Source organism: Halorubrum sp. CSM-61 (assembly GCF_003781945.1).
Classification (GTDB): Archaea; Halobacteriota; Halobacteria; order Halobacteriales; family Haloferacaceae; genus Halorubrum.
In genome coordinates this window covers 51732-68072 of sequence record NZ_RJJW01000012.1, presented here as the reverse complement: position 1 = coordinate 68072, position 16341 = coordinate 51732, and the positions used below count along the sequence as shown (strand labels likewise).

The window sequence follows — 16341 nt, the reverse complement described above, 5'->3', positions numbered from 1 at the left end:
AGATTCAAAACGAAACTGAGAGACTCAGTTCACGTGTACTTTAGAATGACCCGCTAATGACTGAAAACAGCCTTCACGGGTTCAGTAGTCACGATCTCGTATAGAGACCATCTAATAAACTATGTTTCAGTGACGGTCGCAAAGAGTCGATATATCTACCGCCCGCCCCCGGGGATGTCCGTAATTCTGAGTCCAGACTGTCTACCGGTCTAAGTCGGACAGCAGCTAAAGTACTTAAACAAATACAAACTACAATGAGAACAAGTGTAAGCAACCTTCTATCTACTACTTACTCATTCCAATAAAAAGATTTATTATATGTGTTGCTGACCATTGCTAATCGTGGCAAATTCACGAATTCTACGTCTAGTTAGGCCGATGAAGATAGCTATGACAGGGGTACTGTTTCTCGGATAATTGCGGACAACCCCGGGGGCGGGGGTATAGTTCGTATTGAGTCACAACACGACCGTCTGTTACCAAACTGACGACAATCCCGGACGGGGCGGGGGGTTATACAGACGAGTCAGACATTACGGACACGGGGGTTTATGTGGTATGAATACACGAAATATGGTAATGGACTCGTCCCCGTATTCAACGACCTCCGAGATCTTTGCGGTCGGCGGCGAGGACTACCTCAAAGAAGGCCACACGCCAACAACGCTTCCAGAACGCCAAAACGAGATCTTGAAGCTACGACGGTCGTTGAAGCCAGCAGCTCGCGGTGCCGGCGCTGAAAACACGTTCCTCTCAGGGAAAGCCGGCCAGGGAAAGACAGCAGCCGCAAAAGCAGAATTGGCCGAGCTGGAGACGTTCGCTAACGCCCAGAATCTCGACCTAACAACGGTGTTCTTCTCCTGTGAGGGTATTTCTTCAAGCTACACACTCGCCTGTGGACTCTGTGAAGAAATCGGTGGCGAGAATCCTAACGGCCACTCGATGCAGAAGGTTCTTGACCACCTCTGGGAGGGAATGAACGAGATTGGTGGCACAATCATCATCGTCCTCGACGAGATTGACAACCTCGGTACGGACGACAAGATCCTCTATTCGCTCCCCCGTGCACGTGATAAAGACTACGTCAACGACGATGTCTATCCGTCAATCATTGGCATCAGCAACGACCTCCAGTGGCGTGATAACCTCGATCCGGCCGCGAAAGATAGCCTCTACGATGATTCGATTTTCTTTGCGCCTTACGACGCACATGAACTCCGTGATATCCTTTCTCGCCGTGCGAGCAAAGCATTCCGTGACACTTCACTTGTATATGAGACTCCCGCCGGCGAAGAGTTTGAGGCCGATGTCGACTTGGATGACGACGATGGCTCGCTTGCCAAAGCCTTCGAACAGATAGATGTCGACCGATCCGAGTGTACACTGCTCCGTATTGATTCAGCGATTCTGTCTGATGACGTGATTCCGCTCTGTGCTGCGTACGCTGCTCAGGACAAAGGCAGTGCCCGCCAAGCAATCAAGTACCTCCGGAAAGCCGCAGCGATTGCTGAATCTGAGGGTGATACGCGAGTTGGGGAAGAGCACGTCCGAGCCGCTCAAAGCGAAGCTGAGCGAGAGCTCATCATTGAAGGGATGGAACAGCTCACGACTCAGGGACACCTCGCGCTCGCAGCGGTGACAATTCTTGAGCTCGGAGGCTCCTCCGGGATTCGGACCCGCGATGTCTATGATGTCTACACCTCCCTTTCAGACCACATCGGTGCTGACCGTTTGGCTCAACGCCGAATGCGTGATCATCTTATCGAGCTCGATATGTTGAGTATCATTCGAGCACGAAAATCTGCCTCGGGATCGGTTGGTGGTGAAGCCTATACGTTTGAACTCCGCGTTGAGCCCTCGACAGCGATTGAGGTACTGGAGGCCGTTTCTCGATTCGAATCGGTTGAGTTCAATGAACTTGCGAAAAGCTGGCTCAACGAACAGCAGACACTGAACTAGCCCCGGTCGCGGCGGCAGTAGTCCGATACGCACACCCCCCGGTGTGTCCGCAATTGATGGAATATTTAGTGACGCCGGGGATTGTGAATCAGTTTCGTTGCCCCCTCTTCGACTCCTCCCATCGCCTTCACCATTTTATATCGCACACGGGGTGTGGGGACAATCTCGCGTGGATTGTAGTTAACCAACAAACCCACTCCAAAAACGACCCTTTTGTTGGTTAAATCACTCTCTATCTGCGAACGCTGTCAGCTCTGGCACCTGAATCTCCGTGAGTTCTCGACTGATCTCCGTCCGATCCCAGCCAAGCGGTGACAGCACGCTCTCGACAGCTCTGACGAGTTGCGTCTCGTAGTACGACGCATCGTACGACTCGACCTCCTCGTGAGTCAACGCGACCCGTTCTCGCGAGCTCTTCTCGTCGTCGACGACCACGTACTCGATGTCTTGGCCTGGATGAACAGCGAGATCCTGATCGCGAGCCCGCTTCAGCGCCGCCACGTTCTGGGTGTTCTGTGTATATCCTTCGAGTGGCTTGGAGACACGATTTCGTTCGACGAGCTGCTCGACCGGCACCGTTCCAGTGTGAAGACGCTTGATGGCGTCTTGGAGACAGTCGAGTACGGCATCCGGAGATCGAGTCGCGTCGAACCGTTCGAGACAGTCCCGCTGGACATCTTCGATGAACGGCGGAGTCGAACGCTGTCGGGCTTCGATGCCCCTGATCTTGAAATCGTCGTCGCCGGCGACCTTCCCGAAGTACTTCGTCAACGCGCCGGCGTCGCTCTCGCGCTGCGGGACGAACGCCACCCAGTCGTAGTGGGCCTCGTGTTCGAGCCGAATCTCGACCTCATCCGTGATTGCCGTCGCGAGCGTCTCGAGGTTTTCGCGGTCCTCGTCGTCGACGTCGGGGTCCGGAGTCACCCAGATGGAGTCAACGATGCCGTGGACGACGCGCCAGCCGCCAGCTTCTAGTCGCTGTTTCGCCGTCAGCAGAATTTCGCGAGCGAACGCGTTGATTGCCTCGTGGCACTCAATCCGGCCGAACTTCGCGTTGCTGAACCCCTGATAGCCGAAGCAGGCGACCAGGATCCACTTTAGCGCGCCCGACCGCCCCTCAAGTTCCGCTAGACGATCCTCGTCGGGGTCGTCTCGTTTCTTCTCGCGACGGATGGCCGCCTTGATCTCGTCGCGAGCGTCGATGATCGGCTGGAGCACGTCGACGAGGTAGCCTTGATCGTCACAAATCGAGTATCCGAGGCCGGGGACGTCCTTGCGGTCGCTGTGGCAGCCACACCGAATGACGTCCGGTGAGACGTTTCGGGTACAGATAATGTTCGGGTACAACGAGGAGAAGTCGAGTTCGTGGACGTTCTCGTGGAGGCCGACCTCGGGCGCGAAGATGAAGCCGCCGCGGTCGGCGTCGTGGAGCGTCCCCATCGGCTTGAAGAACTCATGCCGCCAGGAGTTCCACGGCACGAGGACACCGCGATCGTGGGCCTCACAGATCTGGATCGCAGTGAGGACGTTCCCGATTGACGCCCACCCAAGTTCTTGGACGGGCTTTTTCGAGCGCGACACAAGGTCGAGGACGCCGTCGAGGTTTGTCTCCCCGTAAAAGAACGTGTTTGATTCGTCGATGATCGCGCGGCCAGGCACGTTGTACCGCGCCGGCGAGTGACCGACGCGACCGTAGCTTGAGTACGTCGACCGGCTTGCGAGTTGCTGGTAGTCGACGTCCGGCCACCGACTCAACGAGAAGTCGTCGACGCCGGCGTCCGCCGCCATCTCGTGCAGCGTCGGGATGATCTCGCTCGTCGAGCAAACCAAGACGTCCGGATCGTGTGCGTCGAGCGCCGTCTGGACGGCGGTCAGGATATCCGTCGGAGAGCCAGTGACGGTGTCGCCGGCGATAGACAACTCCCCATAGACGTCGTTGCTCGTTTCGGTCACCGGAACGCTGAGCCGGAGCGTCGACAGCTCCCTCGCCGGCGTCGGATCGGCGCCGGTCTCCAGACAGTACCGGAACTCTCGCGAGAAGTCGACGTTGAAACAGGCGAGATCGCCGACTGGGTGCGCTGACAGTTGGCGCGCTTGTCGGGCGAGTGGGGTGACGCGGTCGACGTGGTCGACGTCGACAGCGAGAGCGGGCTCGTCGTCACGACGAAATCCGGGGCGCCGGGATACGATCTCTGTCGCGACGACATCTGGGTGTCGCTCGTATTGTGAGCGAAGTGGCGTGAGATCAATGTCGGTGTTAGGGTCACGTGCTGTGACATAGAAGCGAGGTGTGTAGTCGTCGTGTTCGGTCGCAGTCGCGCCGTCGTTGGTCGCTTCCCATTCAAGGACCCGACCATCGCCAAGGAAATCGATTGTGAACACCATTTGTGGTAGTCATCCACCTACCAGTCTCCACACCGGAGTCTCGCATAATCGCCGGCGTGTCTGTTCCGGATTTCGGGAAATGGAGATCGGCTTGACAGAAACAACGTATTCTTGCGTATTCGCTTCGGTACCCCCGTTTCCAGAATCGTTTCCGAGCTTGTTATCTGAACCCCCGAAAGCGTGTTAACCAACAAAACGACCGTCTCACAGATGGATGTTGGTTAAGGATACTCTGGACGGTTCCCTATCTCTTGGATTTGGTGAACAATAGACCACCTCACAGGTTATTATACGGTTCTCTCGTTAGTTGGCACATAATGTCCGAGGAGCCGTTCCCGCTCCACCGAATAAGCTCGGATGGCGGCACCGAACACCGTGATGTGAACGACGCCGTCGAAGAGGAATGGATCAAGGAGACGACAACCTTTGAACGAGTGTACGAAGTCATCTCTCGTGTGTACGATCCGACGTCTGCGGGACAGATCGCCGATCGCGCACGTGTCTCGCCGACCACAGCACGAAAGCACCTTCGGACGCTCGAAGGTGCTGGCCAAGTGACGACATCACAGGATGGACAGACGACGCACTACCGCCGTTCGGAAACAGCCATCGTCACCGAATATTCCAAGTCACTCCTCGCCGAATGGACGCCCGAAGAGATCGCATCTGGAATCGCTGACATGAAGGCACAGATACAGGCGTGGCGCGAGGAATATGATGTTGATTCACCCGAGGAGTTCGCCCGTGAACTAGATATCGACGATGCCGACAGCGACAACGGTGCCTTCCTCACAGAATGGCAAACGACGCGACGCAACCTCGCGCTCGCAGAAGCAACCCTCGCAATCGGCGAAGCAATCCGGACTGGTCACTTGACAAGCACGGGTACTGAGGATGATGGTGACAGTAGCACCTCCGTCGTCGAATGATCGACGACAAGAGATTCTCAGACGATCGGCTCAAGCGATTTCATCGAGAAATCTGACTTCGAACAGTAACGTTCTGCCAGTGCCATCAGCGCGCGGGTGCGCCTGATATCAGCGACGTTGTGGGTGATGAGTGGTTCGAATCGTCCCTCCTCCCACGCTGTGACAGCCTCTTGACTGTCGGTGAACGGATCCAGCTCGTTCAACCCCTCACCGACCAGCTCCTTGTAGACGCCACCCAGCTTGTCGTTGCTAGTGTTGAAGCGCGTCTCGAAGACGTCCATCACGTCGACGTACGGAAGCGTGCCAAACGGCCACTCAAATCCATGTGCGCTGTGTCGTGTCCGTAGAAACGGCAGATCAAAGCCGCCATTCCATCGCTCACCGTTGTACGCGACGAGTTTCGCGTCGCGTTGGCTGAGTGTCGACGTGACGAACGTCGCCAGTTCATTCAGAAGTTCCTGTTCGCTGTCGTGGAGTGAGAGCTTGACCGGTGTCTGTATGGTATCGTTTAGCTGTTCTCCCAGGGCTTTTGGGGGTGTCATGCTACCCGTATTGAGAAACACACGAGATGCGACAGCCGAATCGAACCCAACGACTGTGAGTTCGTCTGTCGTCTCGAATCCCGTCGTCTCGATGTCGAAGGCGATCGTTGTCAACTCGGTCATTCTGGCCCTCGAGTGTCATCCTCGACGGATGAGTCTGTACTGGTATCACTCACCTCTGAAAGCTGCCGCTCGAGGTCTTCAATACGTTTCTCGTGGTCCTCAAGGTGCGCCTCCTGTTCGAGATCGATACTGAGAAGCGCCGGCAGCAGCGGATTCTGGTGGTTCAACAGCCCGCTTGCGTCGGCGTGTTCGCGAGCGTACTCGAACAGCCGGTCGAATCGCGGCTGGTCGCGACGCCGCAGTGCCCGTCTGAAATCAGACCACCGCTCTTTGATGGCCCGGAGCGCATCACGGTACGTCGGATTCGTGCGCCCCATCCCTATCGGCCTCCTGTCCCGCTTGCGGTCCACGCATCAAGCAAGGGATCCGCGGTGGTCGCCACCGTTTCACCATCAGCTGTGACGCCCGTCCCGACACCCTCCGGGGTCGACGTCGACGGCGCCGGCGTCGTTGGTTCCACGCCGACCTGCGTGGCGCGTGCCGCGAGCAGCTGCCGCCAGTACGCGAACGTCGTCTGGTAGTACGCGCCGTCGTCGACGGGATAAACAAGCGTCTCAAAGTCCTCGCCGACGAGCCGTGGTCCCATCCGAGTCTGCTCGCACTTGAGGTGGTTGTCGGCGACCGTCGCGACCGGCTCGGTGAATTCGTTCTGTTCGGTTCGCGTAACGAGCACCGGGATGTCGTACCCATTAGCGTAGGTCGCCAACCGGGCGAGAGTTCGAGCCTGAAGCGTTTTCGCGTGGGCCTCGCCGAGAGTATCGTCAGTACGGTACTGGGCGTCGACTGCCGGCGCGACGATGAGGGCGGGTGTATGGGGCGAGGTGTCCTCGTTACGATCTGGAGCCACTCGACTGGTCGCCCCGATATCGGCGGTGGATGTCTGGATCGATTTGTTCGCCGCTGTAGGGAGATCGCAGACGGTGCCGTAGTGCTGGTACGCGGTGAATCCGCGTGCGACGTGGATTCGGTTGAGTAACCGTTGGCTGGGTGCGATCTGAGACAGCGTGGTCGTCGTTGCGTGGCCGTTTGCGTCGACCCAGAAGGCGGGCCCATCGTGTAACAGGAGGTGATCAAGCACGAGCGACTGGAGGATTGGAACGCCACGGCCGCCGTCAACGTCGAGCAGTGTGATCCCGTCGTCGAGTGACGGTAGGAGCATCTCTTCTGTGGCCGGATCGCCCTGATCTGCCAAGCCCAGATTGCGGTCAGCTCCCCGGGTCGGCTTGTCGGCTGCCATCCGGTTCGATGGTGGGTGGTCTTCCATACTCATACTGTCAGCTAAATATTCTTTAGGTTAGAGTGTGATTAGCAAGTATGTCCACGCTTGACGCCGCCACTCTTGACGACCTCCGCGACGCTCTCGCGGAGGTCGAAGATAAAAAGCCGACACAGCGGCTAATGGCGGTGATCAACTATCTTGAAGAAGACGATGCAACGATGGCGGAGGTTGCTGAACGATACGGCTACACCGGTCCATGGTTGTCTCGGTGGGTTGGCCGGCTCGACCGGCTCGCTGATGAGCCGGTCGAGCAAGTCGCCTACGACGATCCGCGCGAAGGCAGACCAACCGAACTCTCTGATGAACAGCACAAGCGGTTCGTCAAGGTACTTCACGAATCGCCTGAGGAAGTAGGATTAGACGCGCCCGCGTGGTCTGTTCCACTAGCTCGTCACTATCTCGTCGAAGAGTTTGACGTTGAGTACTGTGAGCGGCACGTCCGGAGATTGATGTCTGAGGCCGGGCTGTCCTGGAAGACAGCCCGGCCGGAGTTCTACAAATCCGACGAAAGAGCCCAAGAAGCCTGGAAAGGAGGCTTCAAAAAAAGCGCAACGACCTGGACGACGAATACACGATCCTGACCATCGATCAGACGAGACAGGTTCTCTCGACGTTGATTTATGCGTGGTTTCCGGAAGGAGAGCGCCCGTCACTGCCGGTGACGGGCGCGTGGGATAGTATCAAGTTGCTTGGTGCAGTCAGCGATGGCGGTGATACGTTCTTCCTGCCGTGTGCAGGGAATTTTAACAGCGACACGACGATTCGACTTCTCGACGCACTTCAGACTGAATTCGGCGAGAAGATTTGCGTCGTTTTGGACAACGCCTCGTATTTCACGGCGAACAAGGTCCAAGAGTTTGCTGAAGATACACCGATAGAACTCTGTTACCTACCGCGGGGTTCACCGGAGCTGAACCCCGCGGAAGAGTGTTGGAGACAACTTGATCAAGAACTTGGGAACCGCCTGTTTGACACACTCGACGATCTCCGTGAGGCTGCTCTCTCTGTACTCAACCGGGTCGAAATCCCAGATGTGTTTGCGTATTTATGTCCGTGAGTATCAATAACTAGTCACTCTCTCAATAAGCGACGGCGCGGCGCTTCCGGACTTCCAGAAAGGACTGTACCAGAGTTCAATCCGAACTCTGTCGCCGGATATTGAGGAGTAGTAGACTGTTTCCAAGATTCTTTCCGAGGTGGCTGTCGCCCTTGATTGTCGAGTTAACCAACATTTCGGTATGACTGGGCAAATTGTTGGTTAATACGCAGCCCTCAACGATCATCCATTTCGGAGGAGAATATGTCTGAAGAAGACTTGTATAAAGCCACGAGACACCTACTCCACGGCCTCAGAGTCACTACATAGGCGACGCAGCCGCTGAATCGACGAGCGAGTACTCCCGGTCCCGACTCGTCCCTTCTGCCTCAAGCAGATTGTACTGGGCCATCTTCGAGAGATACGTTCGAACAGTGCGTTTCGTCCGTGGGTCATCGACTTCCGCAGTGTAGCGGCTGTGAATTTCGCCTGGGGCGAGCGGGCCGTGATCGCGGACGATATCGTACACGACCCGCTGGTGTGGCGTGAGCGAGTCGAGGCTCTTCTGTTTAATTTGCGCCTTAGCGTCTTCAGCCGCCTCGGTGAGAATCTCAGTCGTAATGCGATCGTGATTCTCCCGCGCAGCCGTGCTGGCCGCACTCCGGAGCATCCCGATCGCCAGTCGAGCATCGCCGGCGGCGGCATCCGCGATCTGATACAGCTGGTCGTCCGTGATAACACCGTTCTCAAGTCCCCACTTCGATCGAGCGCTCAGAATGTCGAACAGCTGTTCGTTGTGGTATTTGTCCATCCGGACGTGTTCACTCGAACGCAACCGACTCACGAGCCGATCGTCAACTTGGCTGAACAGCTCCTCTTCTTTGTTCGCAATACAGATGATCGCGAACTGCGGCAGGCTGTGGAGATCATAGATGACGCTTGGATCCTCAAGCTGATCTGCCTCGTCGAGGATGACCACTGTTCGAGAGCCATCGTACTGTTGGAGCCGGTCGATCAGCTCATCATGGGGCGTTGACTGGCGATGGATGTCGATTGTCTTCCCGATGTCATCGAGAATCTGGTAGAGGGTACGGAATCGGGTGTAGTTGCGCCAGCAGTTGACGTAGGTGGTCTCGACATCGAGAACTTCTTCGCGCAGTCGTTCCGTGACGAACCGCGAAATACACGTCTTTCCTGTCCCACTTGGACCAGTCAATATCGCTGTGTCTGCCGGCTCTCCGTTTGTAATAGGTTCGAGAACACTAGAGAGGTGATTGACTTCGGCGTCGCGATGCTCAACCTCTTGGGGAACGAACCCGGCACGGAGTACGCGAGCATCGCGGATCATGGTGCCATCGGCTTCTCGCTCGGGATACAAAACTGTACTCGGGTCGTTTCCGGAAACATTGAAGGTGCTCCCGTTATACGATTTTCCGGAAATTTCGAGAGTTCCTTACACCCCGTGCTCAATGTGATCGGATTCCCACTCAATCCGGGCCTCTATCTCACGCTCCCCACGGCGAGCCAGTTCGTACGCGTTCGTCCGACGATCCTTCTGACTTTTTTCAACAAGGCCCTTCTCAACAAGGGTATCGAGATTCGGATACAGCCGTCCATGGTGGATCTCTTTCTGGTAGTACTCCTCAAGCTCGTCTTTAATTGCGAGCCCGTGAGGTTCGTTGAGGCCAGCAATCACAACTAGCAGATCTCGCTGGAAACCTGTTAAGTCGTACATGGGGTTTGTTATTTATTGAGCCCTGATAATAATACTGGAAATGAGACACAAGCTTGGCTCAAAAATCCTTCCTATCCCCTTTTTCAGAACAATTGATCTATTCTCGCTACACTATCTGGTTCGTATGGACTGTCAGTGGTGACAGCAGCCGCTCCCGCTGTATTGCCGATTATGGCCAACTCGTGAAGATCAGTGACACCGTCGTATCGAGCGGCAAGGACAGCCCCAGCAAACGCATCGCCGGCGACCAGTGGGCATGTTAACTTAAGCATCGGTTCCATCAGACAGCGAAGGCTCGGAGCCATGGTTCTGCCGCCGTCGGCTCCACATTTCGAAATATATTTGATAACAGAGAGATCCTTTGTTTTACTTTTCTAATGATATGTTCAATGGCATTCCGATTTCATGACGAGTGATTTGAAATCGGAGCGAGGTTCGTGAGAGCGCAGCTGTGAGATGTCTGACAGCGCCAACGAGAAACAGCACATTGTCAACGTGGTGTTTCTCTCTGAAATCACGGAGAAACACCAAACTATATTGTTTATTTTTGACCGGGAAACGTTAACGTGAGGAAATTCATTTATGGGAGGATCCACAGCAGCATATTGCTAGAATCTGTCTGAGTCGATTTGATTTGCGTTCTCAACGACCTCGACACGATTCGGGCTCGCACCGTTAGCTGGCTGTAGATCGGACTTTTGAATCCAGTTGTGAATTGCTGTTCGACCCGATCGACATCCAAACCATCAAAATATTGTTTTGTATTTAAAAGTTATAGTTCAGCAAGATGGGTTGAATATCGGTTTCAATGTGTTCGTGGGGTGTCCGTTCTCGCCCTTCACAAACTCCAAGTCTATCCAGTCTGTACAGCCGTTGAGGCGGTTGCTTTCGGAATGGAGTATTCGAAGCCACCACCGTCTCATTCTTAACTTAATATCACCCCGACCACCCGGTTCTTAACTTAACATTGCCCCGATCCGCAAAGGGTAGATTTAACACTTCTAGTGCCGTTTTTTATCAATATTAATGGATCAAATCTCGAAATCAGCCGTCCGCGTCGATGTCCGGAACATCGGTGGCATCGACGAGGCGTCGGTGACGCTTCCCGACGGCGTCTCGATTTTGACCGGGCGAAATGCGACCAACCGGACCTCCTTCCTACAGGCACTGATGGCCGGACTCGGCAGCCGGAAGAGTTCATTGAAAGGCGACGCCGAGAAGGGTGAAGTGACGCTTGAACTCGGCGACGAAACGTACACGCGGACGCTCCAGCGCCGCGGTGACTCCGTCACCTTCGGCGGCGATCCCTACCTTAACGACCCCGAACTGGCCGACCTATTCGCGTTCCTTTTAGAGAACAACGAGGCGCGCCGGGCGGTGGCGCGCGGCGATGACCTCCGCGAGATCATCATGCGTCCGATCGACACCGACTCGATCGACGCGGAGATCCGCGAGTGCAAGCGTGAGCGCGACGAGTTGGAGTCCGAGATCGAGAGGCTCGACAGCCTCGAACGCGACCTCCCCGACCTCGAAGCGGACCGTCGCGAGAAGGTCGAGGAACTGGAAGAGGCCATCCGTCTTTAGTTAAGCCTCACACCTCGGTTGTGTAGCGGTAGCGAGTGTCTCTTGTAAGATTGGTCGTTGCTTGTGGATCTTTTGAGCGTCTTCGATCAGCCGGCCGAGCAGCGGCGGTGGTGAGTAGCCGAGGAACTCACCGAGTTCGTGGAGAATGAGCTGGGCGTGCGACCGGAAGGTCGCCGCCCAGCGCTCTGTCGGAAACACAAGCTCATCATCCGCCTGCTCAGTGACTAGATCCAACAGATCACGGCTTACAAGCAGCGACAGCAACGCTGCGTACAATAAGATCCTCACCACGTGTTCGTCACTCGTGTCGAACTCGTCCAATTCGTACTGCGTCTTCAGCTCCCGGAACAGCAACTCAACTTCCCACCGACAGCGGTAGATCTCCGCTAAATCAGCCGGAAAGAACTCCTCCCTAGCTAAATTCGTCATGTACAGGTGGTAGTCGTCGGCGTCCTCGTCGCGGACGCCGACGACGCGAAACCGCTTCGTATCCAGCGACTGTGTCCCATTGTACGGCCCCCGTTTGAATTCAACTTCGACCTCCACATCGATGTATTTCCGGTCAAGATCATCGAGAACAGCTCGGAGCTGCTTGCCCTCTAAGGGAATGGCGCGGCCGCGCCATTCCCGTAGCTCCCCGGTAATCAGCGGATTCGCGTTCTGCTTCAGCCGACTCACGAAGTAGCCGTTGTTTTCGTCGATCAGCGCAAACCGGCGGTACTTGAAGTAGGCGAGATCGAACAGCATGAGGCGATTCTCAAGCCACGGCCCTGTTTTGAACAAGGTGCTGTCGTGCGTTTTCTCGTTAGCAGTATCGAGCTGTTCAATCGTCTGCTCTGTGGCATTGTGGAGCAGGTGGAGCTTCGCTCCAGCCTGCTCCTCGTGGCGGGCTTCGAACTGATCTGAGAGAAATTCGTGTAACCGCAACACCGTTCCATCAGCGATCATCACGTCTCTAAATCGGTCGATATCAGCGTCAACAGCGTTAGGAACAGCGACCTCGTCGAGGCCGCGCTCGACGAGGTCGCGGAGGTACTCCGCAAGCGTCGGTGTCAACCGCTGATAGAATCCACCCGGCGAAATCGTCTCATCGGCAGTAGAGTTGTAACAGCGTCTAAACCCGGCGAGTGTTCGGCTTTCGCCTGCGGCGAAGCCGAACACGAACGCCCAAACGAAGGCAGGGATCTGGAGCTTGCGGTCTCGTTCGACCACGCCGAGTTCCTCGGCGTGCTCTTCGAGGAACTCAGAGGGAAACAGTGTAGTGAGCCGACGCATAATCCGAGATGAGGAGTCCTTGTCGTACACAGACTGGACTTCCTCATTCCTTCCGAAAGATGCCTCGATAAGCCGCCGCTATCACGCGGTTTCTCGCTTAACTAAAGACGGATGCTGGAAGAGGCCCAAGCGGAGCTCGAAGCGGTCCGCGAGGAACTCGCCGAGCTCGACACCGGCGTCGAGGAAAGTCGGACGCGCAAAGAGGAGATGGAGGAGGCGTTCCAGCGCGTCCGAGACGCTCGCTCCGACCTCGACGACCTGGAATTCGACCTCGAAACTGAGCGCTCAACGCTCTCGGAACTGAAAGCGGAGCGTGAGGAGCTTCGAGAGACGGTCGAGGAGGCCGAAGAGCCTGACGAGAACGCGGACCGTCTCGCCGGGCGCATCGACGAGCTGCGCCGCCGGAAGCGCTCCCTCGACGAAGACATCAACGAGCTCGGGAGCGTTATCGGGTTCAACGAGGACATGGTGGACGGCTCGGGGATCGACGTTGACATCGACGAGGGAACGCCCGGCGACGACCCGACCGCCGCGCTGACCGCGGACGACCGGCCGGTCTGTTGGACCTGCGGATCCGAAGTCGAGGCCGATCAGATCGAGGCGACCCTTGACAGGCTGCGGGAGCTCCGCTCCGACAAGCTCGACGAGCGCAACGAGATCCGCTCAGAGATCCAGGAACTCACCGATCAGCAGTCGTCGATTCGCGAGGCCCAGCGCGAGATCGAGCGCGCCGAGGAGCGGCTCGATACGGTCGAGACGAAGATCGAGTCCACCGAGTCGCGGATCGCGAACCTAGAGGAGCGGATCGAGTCGAAACGAGACGAGATCGAGGAGCTGGAGGACGAGGCCGAATCAATCGACGTCGACGGGTACGACGAGGCGTTAGAGCTCCATCGCGAGGCGAACGGGATCGAGCTCCGGATCGAGCGGCTCGAAGACGAAATCGACGATATCGACGAGGATATCGAGGAGCGGGAGGCCGCGATCGAGCGGCGCGAGGACCTGAAGGACGAACGCGGGGAGCTCGCCGATCGGCTGACGGAGCTGCGGACGCGCGTCGACCGCATCGAGGAGAACGCCGTCGAGGAGTTCAACGAGCACATGGCGACCGTCCTCGACATCTTGGCGTACGAGAATCTCGACCGGATCTGGATCGAGCGCCGGGAAGCCGAGGTCCGCGAGGGCCGCCGCAAGGTTACACGGACCCGGTTCGACCTGCATATCGTCCGCTCCTCTTCGGACGGAACGGCCTACGAGGACACGGTGGATCACCTCTCGGAGAGCGAGCGCGAGGTGACGGGGCTCGTGTTCGCTCTCGCAGGGTATCTCGTTCACGATGTCCACGAGACGATCCCGTTCGTCCTGCTCGACTCGCTCGAAGCGATCGACTCGGATCGGATCGCGCGCGTCGTTGACTACTTCCGGACGCACGCTGACTACCTTGTCGCCGCCCTCCTCCCCGAGGATGCCGCCGCCCTCCCCGACGATTACGCCTACATCGAGAGAATTGACTGATCAACCATCGACTGTAGAATTAACAGAGAGTAAAGACAGTTCAGGCGAAACGTCCACTAGACGGGACAATGGATTGATGTACCGATAATTTTGTCACTCTCCGAGTCGAACTCCGGGTATGACCACCGAAGCGAATAGCGCGAACACGAAGGTCGCGCGGGTGATTCGGGAGTACGATCTCGAAGGCATGGGGGCGAACTTGGAGGCCGCGTGGACCGGCGAGGCGGGCGAGCGGACGAGCCTGCGGGACCTTGCCGACGAGTTCAACGAGGCGGTGCTGGAGGCGACCCTCCGCGAGACCAGCCTCTTGTCGCTCAACGTCGACGTGCCGAGTACGTACGAGGCGCTCCGCGGCGAGTCGGGGTCGTCGTCGACGCGAGCTCGCCGCCGCCTCGAACGCGAGGGGATCGATGTCGACTCGCTCACCGGGGACTTCGTCACTCATCAGGCGATCCACACGTACCTCACGCAGGAGCGTGGGGCGAGCTTTCCGGTAGCGGACGACGACATGGCCGATCGGAAGGTCGAAACCATCGAGAAGCTTCAGGGGCGTGTGTCCGCTGTTGCTGAGTCGGCCATCTCATCGCTCGCGAACGCGGACGAGCTGGACCGGGGCGACTACGATGTGCTCGTCGACGTGCGCGCCGTCTGCCCGAACTGCGGCGCCGACGCGCCGGTTGGAGAGCTGATCCGGCGGGGCAACTGTGGCTGTACGACAAAATCCAAATCATCCGACAATGATTGGGAATAATTAACGCAACAGCGACGGGACTCCGACTGATCATGTATTTATCGAGAAATTCACTTACCTAATGTAGAAATGTTTCATATAAGTGACTGTATATCCCCATTTCAATCGCCTAGCGCGGTGTTCGATCTTTATCTACAAGCGACAAGTCGATCCACGCGATACGTTCGCTGAGACGTTCGATTTCTGTCATAGATACTCTGAAGTCAAGTGTTTCATCCTCTAACTTTACACGATCCCATAGTGGTCACGTTACGTTTAGCATGATTCCACCAGACGGTGTGGACTTGTAACCACGTTTCTGCGGTTGGTGGATCGACGTGGCTAAAATAGTTTGAGGACAAAGATATTCACTTTTCCATCATTCAAAAGATATATCTGTCAGAATTTCTGAGCCCGTGTTGTTGAACGCGGTAGCTGTAGTTTTCACGGCGGAGACCACCGATCAGATCGTTTGCGTCATCGACGAGAAATCGAGCGTCTTCTACATCGTGTTTCTCAGCTAATTCAGTAAGAAATTCTCGTGCGATCGGAATCGTACACGTCGAGAACAGCCCCGAATGAACGATTCTGTTCGTCTGCGGATCGACGGCAGCGTATAGACAGTACTGCTTATCGTTAAGCCGGATCGCTTTCTGTCGACCGAAAAGCGATCTGAGATCTCACCGTCAGTTGGCTGTAGATTGGGTTTCTGTACCCAATTGTGAACAGCAACATGACTTCGATTGACACCTAAATACTCAAGAAGAATAACTGTATTCGAAAGTGATAACACAGCAAGATGGTGGCGAATGACCTTTTCAATAATCTCACGAGGTGACCGCTCTCGCTACACAAATTCCAAGTCGATCCAATCGGTAGACTCGCTGAAGCGGTTGGATTCGGACATGGAACATTCGAACTATCGACCTCCCATTCCTTAACTTAACACCGCGAAGAAAACAGCAGCAACACTGTCGTCTTTCCGTACGTGGTTGGACACGAATCAGCAGGAACCGTCGTTGAAGTCGGCCAGAATGTGACGGATATTGCCTCGTCGGACCGGGTCGCCATCGAGCCGGGAATACCCTGTAGGGAGTATCAGTACTGTACCACGGAAGGGAATACTACCTCTGTAAGCGGATGGAGTATATATCCTTGCCGCCGGTTGACAGCGCACTGACCGAGTACGACGCGTGGCCCGCAGAGTTTGTCTACCCGCTTTCGGCGGATGTTTCTCTACGTGAAGGCA

At 56.3% G+C, this 16341-nt stretch carries 13 protein-coding genes and 2 pseudogenes; 7 read left to right on the top strand and 8 right to left on the bottom strand.

Annotated elements, in window-relative coordinates:
* The first annotated feature begins 579 nt into the window (after positions 1-579).
* Positions 580-1959, top strand: a complete 1380-nt coding sequence (locus EDM04_RS17105; protein ID WP_049932957.1) for a Cdc6/Cdc18 family protein — start codon at positions 580-582, stop codon at positions 1957-1959.
* A 225-nt stretch (positions 1960-2184) separates the two neighbouring features.
* On the opposite strand, the gene EDM04_RS17100 is transcribed toward EDM04_RS17105, so the two are convergent.
* The gene (locus EDM04_RS17100) at positions 2185-4344 is read right to left on the bottom strand and encodes a type B DNA-directed DNA polymerase (protein ID WP_123624224.1); all 2160 of its coding nucleotides are present in this window, start codon (positions 4342-4344) and stop codon (positions 2185-2187) included.
* A 317-nt stretch (positions 4345-4661) separates the two neighbouring features.
* Between EDM04_RS17100 and EDM04_RS17095 the strand changes: the two genes are divergently transcribed.
* Positions 4662-5273 (top strand): winged helix-turn-helix domain-containing protein, encoded by a 612-nt coding sequence (locus EDM04_RS17095; RefSeq protein ID WP_241154956.1) that lies wholly within the window; start codon positions 4662-4664, stop codon positions 5271-5273.
* 17 nt (positions 5274-5290) lie between these two features.
* Here the strand turns inward: EDM04_RS17095 and EDM04_RS17090 are convergent, their stop codons facing one another.
* The 3 genes from EDM04_RS17090 to EDM04_RS17080 are packed head-to-tail and all read right to left on the bottom strand — an operon-like array spanning position 5291 to position 7202.
* On the bottom strand, positions 5291-5938 hold the full coding sequence (locus tag EDM04_RS17090) for a ribonuclease H-like domain-containing protein (protein WP_123624222.1): 648 nt from the start codon (positions 5936-5938) through the stop codon (positions 5291-5293).
* A complete protein-coding gene (locus EDM04_RS17085) occupies positions 5935-6255 on the bottom strand; it encodes a hypothetical protein (protein WP_123624265.1) in 321 nt (106 codons plus the stop codon). The genes EDM04_RS17090 and EDM04_RS17085 overlap by 4 nt, the downstream gene beginning before the upstream one ends.
* A 2-nt stretch (positions 6256-6257) precedes the next feature.
* On the bottom strand, positions 6258-7202 hold the full coding sequence (locus EDM04_RS17080; RefSeq protein WP_394338994.1) for a hypothetical protein: 945 nt from the start codon (positions 7200-7202) through the stop codon (positions 6258-6260).
* A 50-nt stretch (positions 7203-7252) separates the two neighbouring features.
* On the opposite strand from EDM04_RS17080, the gene EDM04_RS17075 reads away from it, so the two are divergent.
* A protein-coding gene (locus EDM04_RS17075; protein WP_123624219.1) for an IS630 family transposase occupies positions 7253-8274 on the top strand; the annotation gives its coding sequence in 2 pieces (ribosomal slippage) (positions 7253-7756 and positions 7759-8274; 1020 coding nt in all).
* Between the two features lie 301 nt (positions 8275-8575).
* Here the strand turns inward: EDM04_RS17075 and EDM04_RS17070 are convergent.
* Together EDM04_RS17070 and EDM04_RS17065 are read right to left on the bottom strand one after the other, a co-directional pair.
* The gene (locus EDM04_RS17070; RefSeq protein ID WP_123624217.1) at positions 8576-9601 is read right to left on the bottom strand and encodes a Cdc6/Cdc18 family protein; all 1026 of its coding nucleotides are present in this window, start codon (positions 9599-9601) and stop codon (positions 8576-8578) included.
* Between the two features lie 105 nt (positions 9602-9706).
* A complete protein-coding gene (locus EDM04_RS17065; RefSeq protein ID WP_123624215.1) occupies positions 9707-9988 on the bottom strand; it encodes a helix-turn-helix transcriptional regulator in 282 nt (93 codons plus the stop codon).
* 1026 nt (positions 9989-11014) lie between these two features.
* Here EDM04_RS17065 and EDM04_RS17050 point away from each other — a divergent pair.
* Positions 11015-11557, top strand: a pseudogene (locus EDM04_RS17050) (ATP-binding protein); the annotation flags it as partial.
* A 15-nt stretch (positions 11558-11572) separates the two neighbouring features.
* On the opposite strand, the gene EDM04_RS17045 reads toward EDM04_RS17050, so the two are convergent.
* Positions 11573-12847: an IS4-like element ISH8A family transposase gene (locus tag EDM04_RS17045; RefSeq protein ID WP_123624263.1), complete on the bottom strand. Its 1275-nt coding sequence runs from the start codon at positions 12845-12847 to the stop codon at positions 11573-11575.
* 111 nt (positions 12848-12958) lie between these two features.
* On the opposite strand from EDM04_RS17045, the gene EDM04_RS17040 reads away from it, so the two are divergent.
* Positions 12959-14362 (top strand): archaea-specific SMC-related protein, encoded by a 1404-nt coding sequence (locus EDM04_RS17040; RefSeq protein ID WP_241154955.1) that lies wholly within the window; start codon positions 12959-12961, stop codon positions 14360-14362.
* Between the two features lie 118 nt (positions 14363-14480).
* Positions 14481-15113, top strand: a complete 633-nt coding sequence (gene rdfA / locus EDM04_RS17035) for a rod-determining factor RdfA (protein ID WP_123624213.1) — start codon at positions 14481-14483, stop codon at positions 15111-15113.
* A gap of 212 nt (positions 15114-15325) precedes the next feature.
* Here rdfA and EDM04_RS17030 read toward each other — a convergent pair.
* Positions 15326-15999: pseudogene (locus tag EDM04_RS17030) on the bottom strand (IS6 family transposase).
* A gap of 81 nt (positions 16000-16080) precedes the next feature.
* Here EDM04_RS17030 and EDM04_RS17025 point away from each other — a divergent pair.
* Complete coding sequence (locus EDM04_RS17025; RefSeq protein ID WP_123624211.1) at positions 16081-16272, top strand: alcohol dehydrogenase catalytic domain-containing protein; 192 nt, start codon at positions 16081-16083, stop codon at positions 16270-16272.
* Positions 16273-16341: the final 69 nt, after the last annotated feature.

Excerpts from the sequence above, each read along its gene's own strand:
- EDM04_RS17105 (WP_049932957.1), top strand. The coding sequence starts at position 580 with ATGGACTCGTCCCCGTATTCAACGACCTCCGAGATCTTTGCGGTCGGC.
- EDM04_RS17100 (WP_123624224.1), bottom strand. The coding sequence starts at position 4,344 with ATGGTGTTCACAATCGATTTCCTTGGCGATGGTCGGGTCCTTGAATGG.
- EDM04_RS17095 (WP_241154956.1), top strand. The coding sequence starts at position 4,662 with ATGTCCGAGGAGCCGTTCCCGCTCCACCGAATAAGCTCGGATGGCGGC.
- EDM04_RS17090 (WP_123624222.1), bottom strand. The coding sequence starts at position 5,938 with ATGACCGAGTTGACAACGATCGCCTTCGACATCGAGACGACGGGATTC.
- EDM04_RS17085 (WP_123624265.1), bottom strand. The coding sequence starts at position 6,255 with ATGGGGCGCACGAATCCGACGTACCGTGATGCGCTCCGGGCCATCAAA.
- EDM04_RS17080 (WP_394338994.1), bottom strand. The coding sequence starts at position 7,202 with ATGGAAGACCACCCACCATCGAACCGGATGGCAGCCGACAAGCCGACC.
- EDM04_RS17070 (WP_123624217.1), bottom strand. The coding sequence starts at position 9,601 with ATGATCCGCGATGCTCGCGTACTCCGTGCCGGGTTCGTTCCCCAAGAG.
- EDM04_RS17065 (WP_123624215.1), bottom strand. The coding sequence starts at position 9,988 with ATGTACGACTTAACAGGTTTCCAGCGAGATCTGCTAGTTGTGATTGCT.
- EDM04_RS17045 (WP_123624263.1), bottom strand. The coding sequence starts at position 12,847 with ATGCGTCGGCTCACTACACTGTTTCCCTCTGAGTTCCTCGAAGAGCAC.
- EDM04_RS17040 (WP_241154955.1), top strand. The coding sequence starts at position 12,959 with ATGCTGGAAGAGGCCCAAGCGGAGCTCGAAGCGGTCCGCGAGGAACTC.
- rdfA (WP_123624213.1), top strand. The coding sequence starts at position 14,481 with ATGACCACCGAAGCGAATAGCGCGAACACGAAGGTCGCGCGGGTGATT.